The organism is Leptospira kanakyensis (assembly GCF_004769235.1).
GTDB lineage: Bacteria > Spirochaetota > Leptospiria > Leptospirales > Leptospiraceae > Leptospira_A > Leptospira_A kanakyensis.
In genome coordinates, this window is record NZ_RQFG01000010.1 from 187,025 (window position 1) to 206,543 (window position 19,519).

The window sequence follows — 19,519 nt, forward strand, 5'->3', positions numbered from 1 at the left end:
TCCTTTTGCCCATGAGTATCCTAACACGTTATTTCTCTCAGTCCGATTTGGATGAAATCAAATCAGCGGTTGGTGCTGCAGAGTCAAAAACCTCAGCAGAAATCGTTCCCTATTTTGCAGAATCTTCTCACCATTACAAAGAATGGGCATGGTTTGGAGCCTTTCTTATGGGTGGTATCTTTGGAGCTAGTTTTTACTTAGTCCAAAGATTTTATGGCATTGTTTGGGGCGGAGAGTCCTTCTTCGGCATTTTATCTGTATGGATTGGGGCGTTCATTGGATTTGGCATCACAACATTATTTCCTAAAATTAGAATCAACTTAGTTTCAAGAAGCGCCAAACAATACTTTGTCGAACTCAGAGCTAAAGAAGCTTTTTTAGATGAAGAAGTATTTAGAACTAAAAGTAGAACTGGAATTTTAATTTATATTTCACTTTATGAACATTTTGTCCGAGTTTTTCCGGACAAAGAAATTGCACGCGTTGTACCAAAGTCAGAATGGAACGAAGCAGTCAGACTCATCATTGAAGGAATGAATTCAGGAAAAAAGAAAGAAGGGATTGTTTCTAGTATTCTATTTTGTGGAGAATTGTTAAACAAATACAATATCCAAAAAGAAAAAGATGATAAAAACGAAATCTCTAACGAAATCCGTGACGGTGGGAAATTGATGTAATGATGATCAAAAAAACACTGATTCGTTCCCGTTTTCATTCAATTCTTAATCTAACAAACAAATGGTTTTTGGTTTTTCTTTTGTTCCCTACATTTTCGGGAATCCAATCTTTTCCTGTTCCTAAACTCGAAAGACGAGTGATGGATCATGCTGGAATTTTATCGGAAGCCACAAGAAACCGATTAGAGGAAAGTCTCAAACAATTTGAAACAGAAACTTCCAACCAAATTGCAGTGTACACTACACCAAGCCTTCATGATGAAACCATTGAAGATGTAGCCATTCAGATTTTTGATGAATGGAAGTTAGGACAAAAATCTAAAAACAACGGTGTCCTCTTAATTGTAGCACCAAACGAACGCAAGATGAGAATTTATGTTGGGCGAGGACTCGAAGGAGCACTAACGGATATCCAAGCCAAACAAATCATTCGTAATGAAATCACTCCCAGTTTTAAAGCAAAGGATATGGATGGAGGTGTGACAGCCGGTGTAAATGCAATTATATCCACAATCCGCGGAGAATATGCTCCATCGGAAGATGATGTAAATACTACGGGCAGTGGTGAGTCGGATGAAGTGTCATCAGGAATTGTTGGCGGAATCGCAACGTTTATTTCTCTTTTTGTCGCTGGTTTTGGTGGTATAGTCGTCACCATTATTGGAATTCTCTTTCTTTATCCTTTGTTAGTTGCTATGTTTGGAAGTATTTTCGCACTCATAGTCGCAATCATACTTTTCTTTTTAGTAATATTTCTAAAAAGAATTTTTGGACTTGGTAAAGGCGGTGGGTCCGGTGGAGGATTCTACGATGGTGGAAGTTGGTCTAGCGGAAGCGATTCCTGGTCATCATCATCCTCCAGTGATAGTTGGTCTGGTGGCGGCGGGGATTCTGCTGGTGGCGGAGCTTCTGGAGATTGGTAAATAGGAAATCCAATTGTGATCTAAGATCTAACAAATCTAGATTGTTTTGTTAGATCAATTTTTAATCAGCTTCATTGAAATCACTTGCCACCTCCATCCGGCTAGGTGGTTTCAATCAAAATAAGAGTTGAATCGTCCTTCCAATAAGATTTATCCATTCTTTGGAATAACATAGTTTTAATGGAAGGGATCACTTCTTCGAAAGGCAAAGATGCTGTATTTTGGATGACTTCTAATAAATCACCCCAAGCTTTTACGCCGTCCGATTCGTTTAATTCCTCAAATAACCCGTCTGTAAATAAAAAGACTCGATCTCCCGATTCTACTTTTGTTTCAAAAATTCCATACCGGTAGTGTTCTAAAATTCCAATGATGGGACCCGTGTTTTCAAACATAGAAGTGGTTCCATTTTTTTTCATATGGATTTGGTTTTGAACTCCACCTCCCGCATAACGAAGAATCCCTTGATGGAAATCAAAATCCATCACGAGGGCAGGAAAATAAATTTGAAGGTCTGCATTTTTATCGTAAAAATGTTGGTTCATATAGAACAACAAATCATTCGGTCGCATAGCTACTGCAGAAACTCGTTCAAACTCAGATTGGATCATCATGGTATAAAGAGCGGCTTGTAAACCGTGGCCAGTGGCATCAGCCAGAAAAAATCGATAATAAAAATCCTGAATGCGTTTTATAAAATAGATATCACCACCAACTTCTGCAATTGGTTTATATAAAATATCAACTTTAATATGGGGATCAAGTTCAGGAAGTTTGGTAACACTTTGGATGATGGACTTTGCAAGTCTCATATCCTTTCCAATTTGATCTAACTTCCCTTGGAGTTCTTCCGTTTTATCCCTTACCCTAGTTTCCAATCGTTCGTTTAAATCAGTAAGTTGATTTTGTACTTTTTGTAGGGTTTGGTTTTTATCAGAAAGTTCTATGGCCAAGTTTTCTGCTTCCACAAACCCTTTAGAAAAGTTTCGAGCAATGTACACTGACTGAACAAAGAACATTGTAAAAATTCCAAAGTGGATGGTAAGCGGGCCATAAATCACAAGGTTATTCACTAAAATATCATTGATAAAACTTGTGATAAAGATGGTAAAACTTATGAGAAAATATATGGAACCAGGAAAAGAATCACGGATGGCACGAATGATCACAAAAAAAGTATAAATGACGCCAATCAATGTAAAAACTTGAAATGGTATCATCAAATACGTGTAAAACGATGACCTCGTCACAAGAACAATAAAACAAAAAGCAAAACCTATGTATTTTAGCAATTCATAAGCTAGTCGAGAATAATAAGGTTTAAAAAGTAGATAAACATACCTTGTAAAAATAGGAGTGATTAAAAAGAAACTGAGGTAACTGAGTTTTAAATGAATTTCCCAAGGTAGGTTTGGAAATATTTGGATTAAATATTTATTTCCAGTAATGAATACCCGAAGCGCCACAAGAAGACAAGTCAGGGCAAACCAATAAGTAAAAGGATCTTTTTTCCTGTTCCAAAACAAAAACAAATGGTAGATCCCCATAAACAAAATACTACCAACTAGTAACATATCCCGTAAAATTGCAGATTCATACTGATGATGAATCTCAGAAGTATTACCAATGGTAATAACTTGAGCAGGCCCACCTTTTCTGTGGTGGTAGTTTGAGATTTGTAAGATAATGGAAGTTTGGTTTTCTTTTGGGATAAAATCGATGATTCTTGGTCTATATTCAGGTTTTCCTGTTTGGTAAGACGTTGCTACCACACCGTTTGATGCCAATCGAACACCATCAACGAACAAGTTATAGGCGGTTTCCATTTCAGGAACTTTCAAAGAAAGAGGAATCCCTTTTTGTCCATGTTGGATTTCGAGGCTAAACGTGGCATAACCATCACCGGCAAGGAAACCTCGATGGAAAAAAGATTCCGACCAGATCCCAGGAACCTTAAAAAAATGTGGCTCTCGGATGGTTTCTACAGAGGAAAGTTCCAATGGGGAAATCAGGAGTCCAGGATAGTACCCCCATTCACCCACAAGTTCTATGGTTTTTGTCTGATCTTTTAAGTACGACTCAGCCGACAGAACTCCCCGTTCCACCTGGGGAGGCACTTCTTTCGGAATACACGAAACAAGTGCCAAACACCAAACGATCCCGACCAAACGGAAATTCATTGGGAAGGAAGGTTTAACAGTCCTATAGGCGGTTCTGAACAGGGATGTACTTTCTTTGGTTTTCGCCCACATATATCTGTTTTGGACGAACTTTTGAGAAGTCTCCCTTCATCCTTTGTTCTCTCCAATGGGCAAGCCAACCGGGAAGTCTTCCAATCACTTGCATGACAGAGAACATATTTTTAGGGATTCCCAATGTGTGAAATACGAGTCCCGAGTAGTACTCTAAATTTGGATAGAGGAGATTCTCCATAAAATAAGCATCGTTCCAAACCACTTCGTCAATTTGAAGTGCGATGTCTTCCACTGCCGATAACTTTCTACCTTTATAGAATTCGCGAATGATTTCTCGAGCCACTTGTGCACGAGGACTCACGACATCATAAGCCTTTTGTCCAAATCCATTGGTTTGGATGTTTAGGCCACCTCGTTTGAATCTTTCAAAATAATCTTTAACAGGTGTTTTAGTTTTGATGATGTCTTCGATTAGCCCAATCGCAGCAGTAGGACGTCCTCCTTCGCGAGCTCCCCACTGTGCCATGATCCCTGCAGAGATAGAGGCAAATAAATTGGCTTGGGTTGAACCAACCACTTGGACTGCAGTGTTGGATACGTTTTGTTCGTGGTCCGCATGTAAAATCCACATTTGATTTAATATACGATCAAACTCTTCTGGAACTGTATAATTGTCCGCAGGCATCTTATGCATCATATAAAGAAAGTTAGTGCAGTATGGATTTTTATCTAATGGATAAACGAAGGGATGACCCACTGCATGTTTATAAGTGAAAGCAGCAATGGTACGAATTTTTGCAAGTAACCTCGCAATTAAGTCCACACCCATATCTAACTTTTCTTCATATTCTTCTAAATAATAACTAGAAAGTGAAGTAACCATCACAGATAAAACTGCAAGTGGGTTGGCAACACCTGGGAACCCATCAAAAAGATTTAACATGTCTTCATGGATCATCGAGTGTTTTGAAAGACGACCAGAGAAGTCATTTAACTCTTGCTTGGTGGGGAGATTTCCATAAATTAATAAAAACGAAGTTTCCACAAAAGTGGATTGGTAAGCTAGTTCTTTTAAGTCATAACCACGATAAGTTAGTTCCCCTTTTTCTGGATCACGTCTGGACACTTTCGATAAACCAAGTGCGGTATTGAATAAACCTGGATCCACGGTGACGAGGCCGGTTTTTCTATAAAAATCGGTTAAGTCGATTCCTTCTTTTCCATCGGTACCAACAATGACCGGTAATTTATATGTTTTGCCCTTGATGTGGAATTCCACTTCACTCATGAAAAGACCTCTCTCCCTCCTATCTTATGGAAGGGAAGTTAGGAATCTAGAAGAATTTAGACTTGGGTGAGTGCAGAATTGAGAGAATCGTGGATGAGGACAAAATCAGTCAGGCCAACAATGTCCATGACTTTGCGGAAGTGGGTATTGAGGCCCGCGAACTCAATTTTGCCTTGGTTCTCAGAAGATTTTGTGATGAGACTAATGAGGGTGGCAATTCCTGCAGAATTGATATAGGAAGTTTCCGAAAAGTTCAGAATGACGCGACTACGTTTATCGCCCGGGATGGATTCGTAAGATTCTACAATCTCCTCTTCAGCTTCAGAGGTGATCTCACCAGAAATATGAATCACAGGGAGGTTTCCCCCATTTTCAAATCCCAACCGAATCTTAAACTCTTCCATCATTAGCCTCCAGGGAATTCCACAGAGAACGCGGGTCAACAAAAATTACGATTTTGATTTTCTTTCTTCCTTCGACAAACGACCAAAGGGTTGTTTGCATTTTCTACAAACATAGTATACGTCTGTTGGTGTAGCTGATATTCCGACAAGTCCCATGGCGATCATTCCCCAAGTGGAATACTTCACAACTTTTCGTGCATTTTCATCGTCACGAGTGGTCCCACAATCACAGGTGGGGCGATCAGCTTTTTTAATGATTTGGTTCATAAAGGTAAGTGTTCGGTTCCAACCTGTGGATGGAACCGAAAAAGAAGATGATTAGTTTTTAGAAAGGTGTTCTACGTATTTTGCAAGGATGCGGATGTTATCATCACCTAAATGTCCGTAAGCAACCATTGGAGATCCTTTGATTCCTTCTTTCAATGTTTTAGTCACACCAGCTGCAGTATTTCCATTCTTCCATTCAGAAGCAGGAGATTTGTAGTTTCTTGGTTTTGGATTGAGGGCAGCAGCAGCAGCTCCGTCACCAGCACCTTTCTCGCCGTGGCAAGAAGAACAGTTTTGAAGGTAGAGTTCTTCTCCTTTAGCAAGATCAGGATCAGCACTAGCGCTAGATTCCACAGCAGCAGGAGCTTCTTCTTTTGGTTTGGAATCGCCACAAGCTACCATCACAAAAGCGAAGGAGAGTGCGAAGAGAGAGACTAAGACTTTTTTTGAGTTCATTTCTTACTCCAAGATAAGGTTGGCTCCAGTCTCTCACCCTTCTTGTCTTTTGAAAAGAAGAAATCAATGTTTTTCCAAAAGATTTGAGACTGCCTTTTCTAAATTTTGAAACTGAAACTCATAACCGGACATAAGCAATCTTTCTGGAATCACGTATTGTCCTTTGGTGATCACAACCGATCCTTCGCCGTAGAGCGCCTGTATGGCGAAGGAAGGAACCTTAAAAAAGTTAGGCCGATGTAATGTTTTTGCAAGTACTCTTGAAAATTCTTCGTTACTGACTGGTTCTGGTGATACTAGATTATAAGCACCCGCTTCTGATTCTGACTGCATTAAGTGTAACATTGCAGAAATAAAATCCATTATATGGATCCAACTCATGCCTTGTTTGCCAGAAGCGATCGCACCACCTACCCCAAGTAAGAATGGAGGGATCATTTTTTCCAAAGCGCCGCCTTTGGGAGATAGAATGATTCCAGTTCTAAGTAACAAAGTCCGAATGCCCACTTTTTTTAATGGAAGAGTTTGGTTTTCCCAATCTACACAAAGTTTGGCAAGGAAGTCATCCCCTGGTTCTTTAGTTTCGGAATAGGCAGGATGTACTTCTTCTGACATTCCATAATAACCAACCGCACTTGCGTTTACAAAAACTTTGGGTGGAGACTTTAGATCCATCACACGAGCGACAAGTCCTCGCGTAAAATCGACACGCGATGTTTCGATTAGTTTTTTGCGTTCATCCGACCATCTAACGCCAGCTATTGGTTCGCCAACTAAATTGACGATGCCATCAAGTCCCTCTAAATCTCCGGATTGTGGAAGGATACAGGAAACAAATTCGATTTCCGGATAAGAGGAAAGTTCGGGAGGAAGAGAACTTTTTCTAGAAAAAACGCGAAAACGATGTCCCAACGGGATGGCAGTTTCGATGAAAGTTTTGCCAATCAGGCCAGTACCACCTAAAATTCCTATCTTCATTGGATCTCCTTTCGTCTGAGATCATAAAAAAAGAAGTAGCCCATTTTTTTAGTAAACATAAGTTTTTCTTTCATATGAGACCTGCCATTGTCCTTCCCATAACTGTTGCCATATTTCTTGTTCTCTTCGGGAATTATTATCTATTTTCCGGAACAAAAAAAAGTATAAATCAATACAAAGAAAATCCACCTTTCCGCATTGAAGACAACACAGGGTCTGGAGGCATTCACCTTCTCTTAGACAAAGATACCAAAACCGTTTGGAGAAAGAAACAAAACGGAAATGGGGATTTTGATTTTTTCTTAGAAATGAAACTGTCACATTTTTGGGATGGGAATCTTTTTTTTCCAAGGGAATTCAAAAACCTAAACGTTTTTGCTTGCCCCGGTGAAACCTTGCCGACCTTTCAAATACGATTTTTATTACGTGAAAGTATCAACGTAGATAAAGAACTCAGAATGCCAAAAGATGAGCTAACTTTTGTTTACCGGTTCGAAGAAAAAAATAAAACTCAGGTTTCTATCCCGTTATCAAAACTTCCTAAATTCCAAAAAGAAACCAACTACCCAAAGAATATCCATATCCTGACTCCTGAATTCAAATTGTTTGCTTCTGAAGGTTGTCTTTCCGAAGTGCAACTGGAAGAAATACCATGACAAATCCTCCTGGCAAAATTTCCGAATCACCCACCATCCCAAATAAAAATAAAGGTAGTGGTAAAAAATTTGATATTGGTTCTTTATTAGAAGAAGGACCTCTTCCCATTGCTGGGGAAACAAGTCATACCTCTAGTTTAGATGAAAAACTACGGAAGGCTTATTTTTGGATTACTAACTTTGCCATCATCAATCCATTTTATGACATTGAATATAATGACAGTCCTCCCTTAAAGTTTACTTTAGGAGATTCTAAATCCACAGTCACCCTTCCCACTGCACAAAGTTATTCGAGTTTTGTTTTACTTCCCCTGCTTACCCTCATTGTAAGAGGTAAATGTTTGTTAGTTGGTGGGCCTGGACGTGGTAAAACCGCTTCCGCCATTCTTATGGGTGTGATTGCCGGTTATCCAATCAAAGAAATCAAACGAGCCATCCAACATGGACAACCCCAAATGACAATCACCGATTTACTTGGAAATCCCCTCCCGAGTGATATGATGCAAGCCAAGTCCATGGATGAAATCAAAATCGCTTGGAGGAAGTGGCTTGGAATGCAAATCAAAATCATTGATGAATACAATCGGATTCCCACAAGAACACAATCGGCCCTTCTCACCATTATGGGAGATAACTATGCTGAAATCTACGACCAAATTTACGAATGTCCAGATGCAGCCTGGTATTTAACAGCCAACGATGATGCAGGAGGTGGAACCTACCAAGTCATCGAAGCCCTTCGTGACCGGATCGACATTGTGGTGAAGGCTCCTCACTTTAACACACGTTTCATTAAGGATTTAATCCAAAGAGTGGAAGAAGGATACAAACCGGAAACACTTGTTCCTAAAGAAATTGTTTTTTCCGAAGCAGAAATTAAAACCATCAATGCTGAAATCAGAAATGTGATTTTTCCTCCAAAACTTCGTCGTCGGATGGAATTTTTCACCTCCCAATTTGAATTTATGGAATATGCGGGAGAACAATTAGAATATAAAACCAAAGATACCGCCAAACTGAGTACAGTTGATTTTTCTGTTCTCAGTTCTGCGGAAACCGGTAAAGACAAAACTAAGGATTTAGGTTCACAAACCAAAAATGGCCTGAGTGTTCGTGCTATTTTCACTTGTATCAATTATGCAAAAGCCCTCGCCTACTTTCGCGGCCTAAACGAAGTGAGTTTAGATGATCTCAGCCATGTTTTACCATTTGTCCTTCATGACAAATTGGTTCAAAACGCAGACTCACCTTTTTTTGAAGATGCTGAGAACAAAGTGTATCGCAGCGACCGAGTGAGTTGGATTCGAAAACTTTTTAGTTTGTCCTTAAGTGAATATGACAGACTTGGGCTGGATAAAAATGATGTGATCTCAAATCTATCGGAAAGGTTTGAAGAAGGTTTAGAAGGACTTTCCGCAAAAGACACCAAACAAAGATTAGTTGAAATTGAAAAAGAAATTGAGGTCATGGCCAAACAAAGAAAGTTGTATGGCCATATGTTTGATGATGTATTAAAACTAAAATATTTACACCAAAGGTATACCAATTACCTCAAATGGGTGGAATCAAATGTATGAACCCACTATTTTGGAAAGAAATCCTCTTAAAAAATCGAGACCTTTGTAATCATCTGGTTTTAACAGAAAAGAAAACAAATCCGAATTTTTCAGAAGATATCCTTTCAGAAAACCTAGTTCCTTTTTTTACGACCTTCTCTCCTGCGAAAAAGGAGGAAATTACTGAGGAGACTGTCCTTTCCTTATTCCAAATCTTAGTTACACTTGTTTCCAAAAACTTTTTCAAACAAAATCCACAACTGACTCATCTCTTTTTAGAAACATTAAGTTCCTATGATTTTGTGAAAAACGAGAACCTAACAGAGTGTATTTCCTATTTGGTCAATGCCCTCGTAAAAGTGGAAGGATCAAAAAAAGAAATTTTTCTAAAAAGAATCCAATCCTTTTCGAAGTTCACATCTACCGTGGAGGAATGGAAAATCCTTTTGACCGTTTTTGCTTGGGCCAGTGGGAAACCAGAATACAGAGAAGAGGCCAAAACAAAATTTAAAATTTTACCTTTAACCTTAAAAGAACAAATCCAATCGATCGTGGGAATTGACGAGGAAACATTATCCTATCCTTTCCCCAAAAAAAAAGGCCCTCCAAAAGAAACCGATCCTATCCTTTTTAGAGTCATCCCTGGTTATACCTTGTTTGGTGGCCAATTCCAAGAAGTCCCCAAACTCAATTCGAACCTACAGACTGAATCCGATCCTTTTGTTGTGACTTCGGGACTCAATCAATTTACCCTATACTTAGATCAATTCGGCACCAATATCATTTCCAAAGAAAAAGTATTGGTCTCCGAAAAACAAAAAATCGTTACCATCCAATCTTCGTTTTGGAAACTCATTGTGAGTAAAAAACTAGATCTAAAGCAGATCGCATCTGTCGTTGAATCCGAAGAATTCATTCTCTGTACTTTACAGAATTCCTATAATCTCTATCTGTTTTATTTAGGATCTACGTAAATGGATTTTGTTAAAAAATGGGAGGAACGTTGGGACGAGGCACTCAAACTTTGGAGTGACTACGTCAAATTAACACCTGCTAAATTTCTATTCTCTGCATCAGAAGAAAAAGTGGAGGGCCTCACAGGATCTTTTGCCGCCATTCGTTTGTTAGACCATAGAGTCCTTCTCTCCGTCGAACAAATCCAAAAATACAAATTGGAAGACTATCCTCTAGAAATCATGGGTCATGAAATTGGACATCACGTGTACTGTCCTGGGGACTTAACAGACCAAGCCAAACTCATATACTTAGCCGGACTTGCCCTTCCGAGACTTGGCCATCTAACATCTACTATAGTGAATGTTTATGAAGACCTATACATCAATGACCACTTAAAACGTTACCAACATTTGCGAATGGAGGAAGTTTACCAAAGGATTGGAAAAAACAAAGATCGGTTTTGGAATTTTTACATGCGAACCTATGAATTGTTATGGGCACTTCCCTCTGAAACATTAACCGATGGTAAGGTAGATGATTTGATCCAATCCGACGCAAGTCTTGTTTGCCGAATGATTCGAAACTTTCCCAATGATTGGCAAAAAGGAATGTTTGATTTTGCAAGTATCTGTTTTCCCTATTTTTTTGATGAAAATGGAGTCGGTAGTTCTAACATACAAAATCTTTCTACGATCTTAGATACTTTAGATGCGGGGAAAGGAATGACTCCACCTTCCGGAATCACAGACATCGAAGTAGAATCAGAAATTTTTTCATCGGAAATTGGCTCACTCACAAAAAGGGAATTAGGCCCTGCTGACTTTTCCTCCATCTGTAAAGCCATGGGGATTGAAGCAGATATTTCGGACATTGTGTACAGATTTTATAAAGACAAAGCTCTTCCACATCTTGTTCCTTTTCCTGAGTTACGAACCCCTGGAGCCAAAGAAAATATCTTAGAAGGAAATGAACTTTGGGATCCCGGTTCTCCTATCGAACAAATCAATTGGATTGAATCTACCATCCGAAGTCCCATCGTAGTTCCAGGTTATACCACCGTCGAAGATTTATATGGGGAAGTTGAATCCATGGAAGTGAGAACAAATCCAATCGACTTAGATCTGTTTGTTGATTGTTCTGGATCTATGCCGAACCCCCAAACAAGTTTGTCTTATCTAACACTTGCTGGCGCTATTATATCTTTGTCGGCATTAAGAACGGGAAGTTCGGTTCGTGTGACCTTATGGTCCGGGGAAAAAGAATATGAAACTACAAATGGATTCATTCGTAACGAAAAGGAAATTTTAAAAGTTCTCACGGGATATTTTGGTGGTGGAACTTGTTTTCCTTTAGATCTCTTAGAGGAAGGTTACAAAGAAAAACCAAAACGCAAAAGGCATATCCTCATCATTTCTGATGATGGAATTGATACTATGTTCACACAAAAATTTCCAAGAGACCCAAGGTCCATCGCAAAAAATGCCTTAGAAAAAGCAGAAGGCGGTGGTTCTATGGTTTTGCAACTCTACAATCCAAAAGGGAACTCAATCGTAAATGAAATGGGAAAATCCGGTTGGGAAATTTACCCCATATCCAATTGGGAAGATTTAATCCAGTTCAGTAAAGAATTTGTACAAAGAAATTATGTTAGAAATCAGATATTACGTTAAACAAATACTTAACTTTCCTACTTTATCTGTGGACTTACAAACTTTGTCTCTAGATGCAATGTGGTTTGATGCTTTGTTAACAAAAAGAAAAGAAAACCTCACACCCATTTTCGAAAAACCAATCGATTCCCTCACAAACATAAACTCAAATTTAAATATAAAAGCAACTCACGCCATCCTCGCCTATGTATTGTTTGATCCAGATTCCAAAATTCCTGAAATTGATATAAAAAAATTAAGAACCTATCTTTTGGAAACAATTCCTACACTTTGTGCGCTAGTGAATCCTTATACCGAATGGATGAAAGATGCGGAACGAGCCGAAGAACTCGTTCGAAGTTTATTTCATACATTAGATTTATTACCGGCTAACGAAACAAAATCTTATTTTGAAGATCGATTTCGTTCCATTGATTCTAGAGAAAGAATTCGAATCTTAGAACAAACTAAGATGGCCCAGGAAAGAGCCAAAGAAATCCTTCGGCAAATGAAACAAAAAGAAGAGGAAGAAGCTGCCTCCAAATACAATCGTGAGTGATTTCAAAAAAAAACGAAACACCCCACTCGTGACAGAAAGTTGGGAGAGGGAATTGAATCGATTTTTAGAATCACCTCATGCCCCAATTTGGAATGCAAACATAGGTGACCGAATCCAAAAAGATGATTTTGATTTTGTAGAGGATTTTAAAAAAGTATTTTATGATTCCAAAAAAAATCAAACTTATCTAGGACGAGAAGGTGCTATAGAGTATGTTCGAAAGAATTTATATCTATCTACTTTTTTCCAAGACCAATTGAAAGGGATAGAATTTGCAGAGAATTTTGAATCCATTCCTTTCACCACAAGAGAAGACCTCCAATCCAAAATCACTGAAATCATTCCGATTGGGATGGACTTAGAACGAATGGTCATCAATCCTACATCGGGAACTACGGGAAAGCCAATCCTTGCGCCAAACCATCCGAAAGCTATTGGTTGTTATGTGCCTCTTATCGAATGGACAGTAGAAAAATATGGAGTGATTCCTATCCACAATCCAAAATCTACATTTGCCATCCAACTCTGTTACCAAGAGAATACAATTGTTTATGCAACAACTCATAGTTTGGCGGGTGGTGCCAAGTTTGCAAAAATCAATCTCCACCCCCATTCCTGGAAAAACCCAAACGATATAGAAACATTTATAAAAGAATCTTCTCCACAAATTCTAACAGGAGATCCTTATTCATTAGAATCTGCCATGAAGATGAGTTTAAACTACAAACCAGAGGCCATTCATTCCACAGCTTTAGAGTTAACAACAAGTTTACGAGAGAAACTAAGGGAACACTTTCACTGCCCTGTAATCAATTCCTATTCTTTAAATGAATCTGGCCCCATAGCTTATGCCTGTAAAACAAATCCTGAATGGATGCATGTCTTACCACATGATATTTATATAGAGATTATTTCTAGTGAAACGGGAGAAGTCCTTCCATCTGGAAATATAGGAGAAATTGTTGTGACTGGCGGAAGGAATCCTTTCCTTCCTTTACTCCGCTACAAAACAGGAGACAGAGGAGAGTTTCAATACGGCCGTTGCAGTTGTGGTGATTTTTTTCCTCGCCTGCGATTGTTATCTGGAAGAAAACCTGTGTATTTCTTTAAACTGAATGGAGAAACTGTAAACCCAATCGACGTGGCAAGAATTCTCCGCAGAAATCCACATATTTACCAATTCCAGATGGAACAATATACAAAAGAAAATTTTATTTGTCGTGTTTCCGCTTCGAATGAATTTTTAGATTTACCAGTGGTGAGTGAAAGTACAAAACCAGAATCAAACTTTGTGACTCCAAAGAACCCTTTGCAAATCGAACTAAAAACAGAATTGGAAAACCTTTTAGGAATTGGTTCTCATGTAAAGTTTGACACCAACTTTCCGTTAGATGGGAGAAAACAAATCGCCTTTATCAATTCTTATCTAGATACTCTGGAAAAATCAAAATGACCCATGGCTTAGTTCTTGGAAAATTTTATCCTCCTCACAAAGGACATATCCATCTCATTACAGAGGCAAAAAAAAAATGCGACGAACTCACAGTCCTGATTTGTTCCTTACAACGAGAACAAATTCCTGGAGATTTACGCTTCAGTTGGATGGTGTCTTTATTTCCCGATCCGAAAATTCGAATTGTTTGGGTTCAGGATGAAAATCCGCAATATCCAGAGGAAGATCCCGATTTTTGGAATCTCTGGCGAAATACGATTGAGACTCACACGAAAAAGAAAGTGGATATCCTTTTTACTTCAGAGGAATATGGTGAGCCACTTTCAAAAGTGCTTGGGTGTAATCATACACTGATTGACTTAAATCGAAACCAAGTACCCGTCTCTGCCACAAAAATCAGAGAGGCTCCTTTAAGTCATTGGGAATGGATTCCGGAACTCATCAGGCCCTACTTTGTAAAACGTATCGTTCTCACGGGAAGTGAATCCGTTGGGAAAACCAGTTTAGCCAAAATTCTTGCAGAAGAATTCCAAACCAATTGGATTCCTGAATTTGCTCGTGAATATTTGGAATCAAAAGTTGGCCCAATGGACGAATCCGATTTTTTGCCCATTGCCAAAGGCCATCTTTTCTCAGAAGTAGAAGCGGCAAAAACTTCCAATGGAATTTTAATTTTAGATACGGATCTACTCACAACCAAAGTATACTTAGAAAGATACTACGAGTCAGAAATCCCTTGGCTCACAGAACGTGCATTAGGTTTAAAATATGATGCCTCTTTATTTCTAGACATTGATATTCCATGGATAGAGGACAAATTACGAGATTTAGGGGAAGAACGAGAATCCATGCGAACTCGTTTTTTACAAGCAATGAAAGATGCACAAAGGAGTTTTCATTGGATTCGAGGGGATTACCAGACAAGAGAAAAAGAGGCAATTAAAATCATAAATCATTTGAAATCGGAACCAATGAACAGAGAATCGTTCACTTTAGAACAGCGGCGTTTACGTAATTTTGAATGACCTCACTTGGCAGAATCCTACCATCCATTAAATTTTTCATCTCATACAGTGTGGTTCCCGTGGAACGGTTGTCAGTATTTTCTGGGCCGAGATGGTTCCGAATGACCGAACCCAAAACAAAACGAATTTCCATACTAAACCGCGAAAAACCTAGGTTATTTTCTTCGGTTCCATGCAAATGATGAGAGGAAAATAAAAAGTATTCTCCAAAATCCCCAGAAACAGAAAATTGTTTTGGATCCTTTGGCATCAAGTTTGGTTTAGGAAATATTTTCTCCGCCAAACGAGAGTGAGATGTTGCCTGGAATCCACCTGTTTCCAACCAATGGTTGTAATCAAACAAATGGGAATTATTGGCAATGGGATTTTGAAAATAGGATGGATACAAAGTAAATCCAGCCCCTGGATTCACAAGAGTGATGGGAATCCAAATATTGATTTGGTTTTCGGGATTGGCATACCAAGGATCTCTATGGATATAAAGAACAGATTCGGATCCAGGTTGATTGTGAAATCCATTCGGAACGCAGCGCAGACGAAATAAATCTACATAAACATCAAAAGGATCCATCCCCCACGATTCAAAAAGTGGATAAAGGAATTTTTTTAAAGATAGATTTTCATAAATTCGAGTTCGAATTTTTTCCATCCTGGATGCCAAATCCAAATAAGGAATGGAAGAACTAACAAAAACAGGATCTCCTTCAGAGAATTCTTCGTTAATGTAATCTTTGATTGTTTTTAGAAAAGGAAAAGAAGGATCAGGGAATAAACCAGACAAGGTTTCACCGACGAACAGACGTTCAAGTAACATTTTCCTTGGACTGTTTACTAATTTCGTTTTTGAGTTCGATGATACTCATATAAAGATTGGCAAATGTTGTGAGTTGGTTCATCGCATCTTGTAAACCCGCCTTAAACAAAAGTCCGTTGTCCATATGTTCCCGAAAGATGGTGAGCGGATTTTCCGCTTCCATACTTTCTACGGTTTTTTGGTAAGATTCCATCAGTTCTTTTTTATCTAAAAGAGACTCTGGAACCTTCCAACCATTGGACAACCGACTCATAAAAACTATCTACCTTCGACTTCGAGAAGTTTGGTGGTCTTTACAATGAGACGTGTGACAACATAGAACACAAATCCAAATCCCAAAAACCAAGTATGAAACGGTTTCCAAATTCCAGTAATGTCGACAGCACGAAGTGCCGGTTCTTGGAAATAAACTTGGATCAAATCAAAAACTGTGAATACAACAATGATTCCAAACAAACTTGGATATTCTCGTTTCCAAATATTGCGGAAAGAAAAATCCAAATTTGGTTTTTTGTATCCAGAAAGTCGAGGGATGAAAGCAGGAGTTTTGTCTGCCCATTCCAAATATCCTTTTGCAAATTTACCACGTAAGAAGTATTCTTCTGCAAAAATGATTCGTTCGTAATACAAGTAGAAAAACATAATGTATACGAGCGCAAAAGCAAAATCCCGAAGGATAAAAACCGGGCCAAGATACATCAGAAAATTCCCTACATATAACGGATGTCTGACTAATGAATAAATTCCGGATTGGTTCACCACATCAGCAACTTGTTGTTTTGTGTTCCTACCAGAGGTATTTTTAGGAGTGTATCCGATCGTAAAACATCTAACAAAAAGTCCTGCAAAACTGACTAAAAATGCACCAGATAACCAATACAAATTGGACTCGTAATTCCCTTGGAAATAAGGGACATACGGTAGATACAGTAAGGAAAGAAACAAAATGACTCCTGGGATGTAGGAGCGCCATCGGAAGAGAAAATTGCCTTGTTGGTTGAGTTCTTCTATAAGTGCCATGTGAATTCGTACTTGCTTCCTTTGATTAAGCTGCCAGCATTCGTCCTATGTCAATCAAATCCTTTATCCCTGCAAAGTTCAATCTTCCAGCTTTATGGTTTACGGATCTGACTCTTCCTGTTCTCAACAAAATGCTCCATAATCTCGAATCCATCGAAATTTCGGAAACAGACCAAAAGACATTAAAAACCTTTCAGAAAGAACGACTCCTTTATATTTCCAATCATCCTACAACCAAGGAACCTGGGGTTGCCTATCATGCAGCAAACCTTATGGGTTCTAGGTTTCACTATATGGCCGCAAGAGAGGTATTCGAATGGGGATTTGGGTTTGTTGGCGACTTCATCCAATCACTAGGGGCCTACTCTGTGTTAGCCGGTGCACCAGACCGTGAATCCCTCAAAGCCTCTAGAGAAATCCTCGCATCCAAAGGCGGAAAACTTGCCCTATTCCCAGAAGGAGAACCCACAAGTGGGATGAATGACACCCTACTTCCCTTCCAACCAGGTGTTGCACAACTCGGATTTTGGGGTCTTGAAGATGCATTAAAAAAAGATCCGGATGCAAAGATTTGGGTTTTACCCACCTTTGTTAAGTACAGAATGACCGCTTCCATCGACTCCATGCAAAAGGACATCGACCAAACAATTTCTAAAATGGAACAGAAGTTAGGAATTTCCAAAACAGGAAAAGACATCCTTCATAGATTTTTGTCAGTGGGAAAACGTATGATCGAAAGGGAAGAAAAAGAATACGGAGTCCCTGTCGAAGAAAGTAGGGCCGATGATTTTGACTACCGATTGGGAAGGATGCGCCATGCCATGCTCGATAACATTGCAAGAAAAGCCAACATTCCTAAATGGGATGGTGACGCCAATGCCATCGAAAAACTAAGAAGGATTCTAAGTGTTTTAGAAATGGTCTCTGTCGGAATGCCCGATCCCAACGGAGAACTTCCAAGCCTTGAAATGGCAACTTGGGCAAAAAATGCTGCCACCAAAGCTTACGACTTCATCACCATCCAAACCGCCTACATCAAAGAATTACCAAGTGCCGAAAGACTTTATGAGTTTTTATACCGTTACGAAAACGAAATATTTGGAGAATTTAAACCCAGGCCCCACAGAGCGGTGGTTAGATTTGGAACCCCATTTACGTTCAATGAGTATTTAAGTTCTTATAAAGAAGATAAAAAGAAAACGCTAGATACCATTACAGAACGTCTAAGAAAAGAGTTAGAAACTATGCTTGTGGAAGAAAAATCCAAATCCAATCCACTCTTTCCAAGCCAATATATTTTTTGATGCAAACCTTTAGTCCTGAACAAATCAAAAACCTAGTCGAAACCGGAGCACCCATCGAATGGAATGCCTACGGTGCATCCAAGGTGTTAGATGAAAATTTGGTAAAAGTTTTGGACTCTCTCACTGAAAAATATGGAATCCCTGATTTATCTGCTATTCTTTTCACCATTGTCAAAGACTTAATCCTCAACGGTTTTAAAGCCAATTTCAAAAGACTTTTTTTCCAAGAAAACCAATTAGACATCCACTCACCCGCCGATTATGAGTTAGGTGTTAGAATGTATAAAAGCCTAATCCTATCCGGGCGAGGAAATACATTTGAACCACTCGCACGAGAAAGGAATTTATACGTTCACCTCAAAATCGAACATAACGACCACCAAATCAAATTTGATGTGAGAAACAACAACACACTGGTCAGAGGAGAAATGCAAAAAATTCGGAACTCTCTTTTACATGCACAAAACTATAACGACATTATGGAATATTATATCGAACGAGGAGACAATTCCGAAGGAGAAGGAATTGGGATTGCCCTTTGTGTCATCTTACTCAAAGGTGAGGGCCTACCGACTGACCAATTTCGGATCTACCATGAGGACGGTGAAACCATTGCCCAACTAAACATCCCATTGAAGAAAAGCTAGCCCAAAGAAACAGATCTCACAGTTTGGATTTATGGGTTCCGTTACTGTCCTCTCGAATGATTCCATTCCTAAAGTTCTCTCCGATATCGTTGCCAATGAAACCAACCATGCGCTTTGGCTGAACACTCTGTCTTTATTAGAACATCTTGGTTCCAGAAAAATCCTCCTCACCCAATCCAGTGAAGAAACTTCCGAGATGATTTTAAAACATGCCACAGAAGAAGCAAGGCATGCCCTCTTTTTCAAAAAAGCTGCCCGCACCATAAAACCTAGTTTCCAATTAGGATACCAAAACTCCGCACTCGTTCGGGGAACTGCGGCAAGAATTTATTTCGCAAAACTGGACACACTGGTTCGCCGTAGCCTTCGCAAAGTGTTTACGGATGAAAAACAATTCACCTACCTTGCTTATTTGTACACCACTACGGTCATCGAAAAAAGGGCTATGGTCGTCTACGAAGCGTACGACGAGATTTTGGACAAAACCGGTTCTCCCATCCGCCTAACCAATCTGATTTTAGAAGAGGAAGGCCACCTTTCCGAAATGAGTGCCGAAATGTTCCGACTCGACCCGGGTGCCAAGGAACGATTGGCCGCTCTCGAGGCAGAAGAAGCAAAAATTTTTGTCCGATTTTGGCTCCAAATCCGTGAATTCTCACTGAATTAAAAAAGGCTTGCGGAAAAAATCCGA

21 protein-coding genes are annotated in these 19,519 nt (G+C 39.2%); 12 read left to right on the forward strand and 9 right to left on the reverse strand.

Annotated features, from left to right (window positions below):
• Positions 1 to 11: 11 nt before the first annotated feature.
• Both EHQ16_RS08800 and EHQ16_RS08805 read left to right on the forward strand, forming a co-directional pair.
• The gene (locus EHQ16_RS08800; protein WP_135631623.1) at positions 12 to 677 is read left to right on the forward strand and encodes a TPM domain-containing protein; all 666 of its coding nucleotides are present in this window, start codon (positions 12 to 14) and stop codon (positions 675 to 677) included.
• Complete coding sequence (locus tag EHQ16_RS08805; RefSeq protein ID WP_135631624.1) at positions 677 to 1,600, forward strand: TPM domain-containing protein; 924 nt, start codon at positions 677 to 679, stop codon at positions 1,598 to 1,600. The genes EHQ16_RS08800 and EHQ16_RS08805 overlap by 1 nt, the downstream gene beginning before the upstream one ends.
• Positions 1,601 to 1,701: 101 nt before the next feature.
• Here the strand turns inward: EHQ16_RS08805 and EHQ16_RS08810 are convergent, their stop codons facing one another.
• The 6 genes from EHQ16_RS08810 to EHQ16_RS08835 all read right to left on the reverse strand — a co-directional run bounded on the left by EHQ16_RS08810 (position 1,702) and on the right by EHQ16_RS08835 (position 7,188).
• Entirely contained in the window at positions 1,702 to 3,780 is a 2,079-nt protein-coding gene (locus EHQ16_RS08810) for a SpoIIE family protein phosphatase (protein ID WP_135631625.1), read from the reverse strand.
• A 22-nt stretch (positions 3,781 to 3,802) separates the two neighbouring features.
• On the reverse strand, positions 3,803 to 5,083 hold the full coding sequence (locus EHQ16_RS08815; RefSeq protein WP_135631626.1) for a citrate/2-methylcitrate synthase: 1,281 nt from the start codon (positions 5,081 to 5,083) through the stop codon (positions 3,803 to 3,805).
• Positions 5,084 to 5,139: 56 nt separating this feature from the next.
• Positions 5,140 to 5,490, reverse strand: coding sequence for an STAS domain-containing protein (locus tag EHQ16_RS08820; protein ID WP_165779520.1), 351 nt, complete (start codon positions 5,488 to 5,490; stop codon positions 5,140 to 5,142).
• 42 nt (positions 5,491 to 5,532) lie between these two features.
• Complete coding sequence (locus EHQ16_RS08825; protein ID WP_135602651.1) at positions 5,533 to 5,754, reverse strand: hypothetical protein; 222 nt, start codon at positions 5,752 to 5,754, stop codon at positions 5,533 to 5,535.
• Between the two features lie 51 nt (positions 5,755 to 5,805).
• A complete protein-coding gene (locus tag EHQ16_RS08830) occupies positions 5,806 to 6,210 on the reverse strand; it encodes a c-type cytochrome (protein ID WP_135631627.1) in 405 nt (134 codons plus the stop codon).
• A 63-nt stretch (positions 6,211 to 6,273) separates the two neighbouring features.
• Positions 6,274 to 7,188, reverse strand: a complete 915-nt coding sequence (locus EHQ16_RS08835; RefSeq protein ID WP_135631628.1) for a TIGR01777 family oxidoreductase — start codon at positions 7,186 to 7,188, stop codon at positions 6,274 to 6,276.
• A 74-nt stretch (positions 7,189 to 7,262) separates the two neighbouring features.
• On the opposite strand from EHQ16_RS08835, the gene EHQ16_RS08840 reads away from it, so the two are divergent.
• The 7 genes from EHQ16_RS08840 to EHQ16_RS08870 are packed head-to-tail and all read left to right on the forward strand — an operon-like array spanning position 7,263 to position 15,043.
• Positions 7,263 to 7,844, forward strand: coding sequence for a hypothetical protein (locus EHQ16_RS08840; protein ID WP_135631765.1), 582 nt, complete (start codon positions 7,263 to 7,265; stop codon positions 7,842 to 7,844).
• Positions 7,841 to 9,421: an AAA family ATPase gene (locus EHQ16_RS08845; protein WP_135631629.1), complete on the forward strand. Its 1,581-nt coding sequence runs from the start codon at positions 7,841 to 7,843 to the stop codon at positions 9,419 to 9,421. Before EHQ16_RS08840 ends, EHQ16_RS08845 begins: the two co-directional genes overlap by 4 nt.
• The gene (locus EHQ16_RS08850) at positions 9,418 to 10,374 is read left to right on the forward strand and encodes a hypothetical protein (RefSeq protein ID WP_135631630.1); all 957 of its coding nucleotides are present in this window, start codon (positions 9,418 to 9,420) and stop codon (positions 10,372 to 10,374) included. The genes EHQ16_RS08845 and EHQ16_RS08850 overlap by 4 nt, the downstream gene beginning before the upstream one ends.
• Positions 10,375 to 12,027, forward strand: a complete 1,653-nt coding sequence (locus EHQ16_RS08855; protein WP_135631631.1) for a vWA domain-containing protein — start codon at positions 10,375 to 10,377, stop codon at positions 12,025 to 12,027.
• Positions 12,002 to 12,565, forward strand: coding sequence for a hypothetical protein (locus tag EHQ16_RS08860; protein WP_135631632.1), 564 nt, complete (start codon positions 12,002 to 12,004; stop codon positions 12,563 to 12,565). The genes EHQ16_RS08855 and EHQ16_RS08860 overlap by 26 nt, the downstream gene beginning before the upstream one ends.
• 52 nt (positions 12,566 to 12,617) lie before the next feature.
• Complete coding sequence (locus tag EHQ16_RS08865) at positions 12,618 to 14,018, forward strand: phenylacetate--CoA ligase family protein (protein ID WP_244242011.1); 1,401 nt, start codon at positions 12,618 to 12,620, stop codon at positions 14,016 to 14,018.
• Positions 14,015 to 15,043 (forward strand): AAA family ATPase, encoded by a 1,029-nt coding sequence (locus tag EHQ16_RS08870; RefSeq protein WP_135631634.1) that lies wholly within the window; start codon positions 14,015 to 14,017, stop codon positions 15,041 to 15,043. Before EHQ16_RS08865 ends, EHQ16_RS08870 begins: the two co-directional genes overlap by 4 nt.
• On the opposite strand, the gene EHQ16_RS08875 is transcribed toward EHQ16_RS08870, so the two are convergent.
• Genes EHQ16_RS08875 through lmtA form a run of 3 tightly spaced genes read right to left on the reverse strand, consistent with a single transcriptional unit; the run spans position 15,006 to position 16,877 of the window.
• Complete coding sequence (locus EHQ16_RS08875) at positions 15,006 to 15,857, reverse strand: hypothetical protein (protein WP_135631635.1); 852 nt, start codon at positions 15,855 to 15,857, stop codon at positions 15,006 to 15,008. The genes EHQ16_RS08870 and EHQ16_RS08875 overlap by 38 nt on opposite strands.
• Complete coding sequence (locus tag EHQ16_RS08880) at positions 15,847 to 16,110, reverse strand: hypothetical protein (RefSeq protein WP_135631636.1); 264 nt, start codon at positions 16,108 to 16,110, stop codon at positions 15,847 to 15,849. Before EHQ16_RS08880 ends, EHQ16_RS08875 begins: the two co-directional genes overlap by 11 nt.
• A 5-nt stretch (positions 16,111 to 16,115) precedes the next feature.
• Positions 16,116 to 16,877, reverse strand: coding sequence for a lipid A Kdo2 1-phosphate O-methyltransferase (gene lmtA, locus EHQ16_RS08885; protein WP_135631637.1), 762 nt, complete (start codon positions 16,875 to 16,877; stop codon positions 16,116 to 16,118).
• Between the two features lie 47 nt (positions 16,878 to 16,924).
• On the opposite strand from lmtA, the gene EHQ16_RS08890 reads away from it, so the two are divergent.
• The 3 genes from EHQ16_RS08890 to EHQ16_RS08900 are packed head-to-tail and all read left to right on the forward strand — an operon-like array spanning position 16,925 to position 19,495.
• Positions 16,925 to 18,181, forward strand: coding sequence for a lysophospholipid acyltransferase family protein (locus EHQ16_RS08890; protein ID WP_135631638.1), 1,257 nt, complete (start codon positions 16,925 to 16,927; stop codon positions 18,179 to 18,181).
• A complete protein-coding gene (locus EHQ16_RS08895) occupies positions 18,181 to 18,828 on the forward strand; it encodes a hypothetical protein (RefSeq protein ID WP_135631639.1) in 648 nt (215 codons plus the stop codon). Before EHQ16_RS08890 ends, EHQ16_RS08895 begins: the two co-directional genes overlap by 1 nt.
• Positions 18,829 to 18,859: 31 nt before the next feature.
• Complete coding sequence (locus tag EHQ16_RS08900) at positions 18,860 to 19,495, forward strand: rubrerythrin (protein ID WP_135631640.1); 636 nt, start codon at positions 18,860 to 18,862, stop codon at positions 19,493 to 19,495.
• Positions 19,496 to 19,519: the final 24 nt, after the last annotated feature.

Bases quoted from the DNA above. Each gene is read 5' to 3' on its own strand.
- EHQ16_RS08800 (WP_135631623.1), top strand. From the start codon at position 12: ATGAGTATCCTAACACGTTATTTCTCTCAGTCCGATTTGGATGAAATC.
- EHQ16_RS08805 (WP_135631624.1), top strand. From the start codon at position 677: ATGATGATCAAAAAAACACTGATTCGTTCCCGTTTTCATTCAATTCTT.
- EHQ16_RS08810 (WP_135631625.1), bottom strand. From the start codon at position 3,780: ATGAATTTCCGTTTGGTCGGGATCGTTTGGTGTTTGGCACTTGTTTCG.
- EHQ16_RS08815 (WP_135631626.1), bottom strand. From the start codon at position 5,083: ATGAGTGAAGTGGAATTCCACATCAAGGGCAAAACATATAAATTACCG.
- EHQ16_RS08820 (WP_165779520.1), bottom strand. From the start codon at position 5,490: ATGATGGAAGAGTTTAAGATTCGGTTGGGATTTGAAAATGGGGGAAAC.
- EHQ16_RS08825 (WP_135602651.1), bottom strand. From the start codon at position 5,754: ATGAACCAAATCATTAAAAAAGCTGATCGCCCCACCTGTGATTGTGGG.
- EHQ16_RS08830 (WP_135631627.1), bottom strand. From the start codon at position 6,210: ATGAACTCAAAAAAAGTCTTAGTCTCTCTCTTCGCACTCTCCTTCGCT.
- EHQ16_RS08835 (WP_135631628.1), bottom strand. From the start codon at position 7,188: ATGAAGATAGGAATTTTAGGTGGTACTGGCCTGATTGGCAAAACTTTC.
- EHQ16_RS08840 (WP_135631765.1), top strand. From the start codon at position 7,263: ATGAGACCTGCCATTGTCCTTCCCATAACTGTTGCCATATTTCTTGTT.
- EHQ16_RS08845 (WP_135631629.1), top strand. From the start codon at position 7,841: ATGACAAATCCTCCTGGCAAAATTTCCGAATCACCCACCATCCCAAAT.
- EHQ16_RS08850 (WP_135631630.1), top strand. From the start codon at position 9,418: ATGAACCCACTATTTTGGAAAGAAATCCTCTTAAAAAATCGAGACCTT.
- EHQ16_RS08855 (WP_135631631.1), top strand. From the start codon at position 10,375: ATGGATTTTGTTAAAAAATGGGAGGAACGTTGGGACGAGGCACTCAAA.
- EHQ16_RS08860 (WP_135631632.1), top strand. From the start codon at position 12,002: ATGTTAGAAATCAGATATTACGTTAAACAAATACTTAACTTTCCTACT.
- EHQ16_RS08870 (WP_135631634.1), top strand. From the start codon at position 14,015: ATGACCCATGGCTTAGTTCTTGGAAAATTTTATCCTCCTCACAAAGGA.
- EHQ16_RS08875 (WP_135631635.1), bottom strand. From the start codon at position 15,857: ATGTTACTTGAACGTCTGTTCGTCGGTGAAACCTTGTCTGGTTTATTC.
- EHQ16_RS08880 (WP_135631636.1), bottom strand. From the start codon at position 16,110: ATGAGTCGGTTGTCCAATGGTTGGAAGGTTCCAGAGTCTCTTTTAGAT.
- lmtA (WP_135631637.1), bottom strand. From the start codon at position 16,877: ATGGCACTTATAGAAGAACTCAACCAACAAGGCAATTTTCTCTTCCGA.
- EHQ16_RS08890 (WP_135631638.1), top strand. From the start codon at position 16,925: ATGTCAATCAAATCCTTTATCCCTGCAAAGTTCAATCTTCCAGCTTTA.
- EHQ16_RS08895 (WP_135631639.1), top strand. From the start codon at position 18,181: ATGCAAACCTTTAGTCCTGAACAAATCAAAAACCTAGTCGAAACCGGA.
- EHQ16_RS08900 (WP_135631640.1), top strand. From the start codon at position 18,860: ATGGGTTCCGTTACTGTCCTCTCGAATGATTCCATTCCTAAAGTTCTC.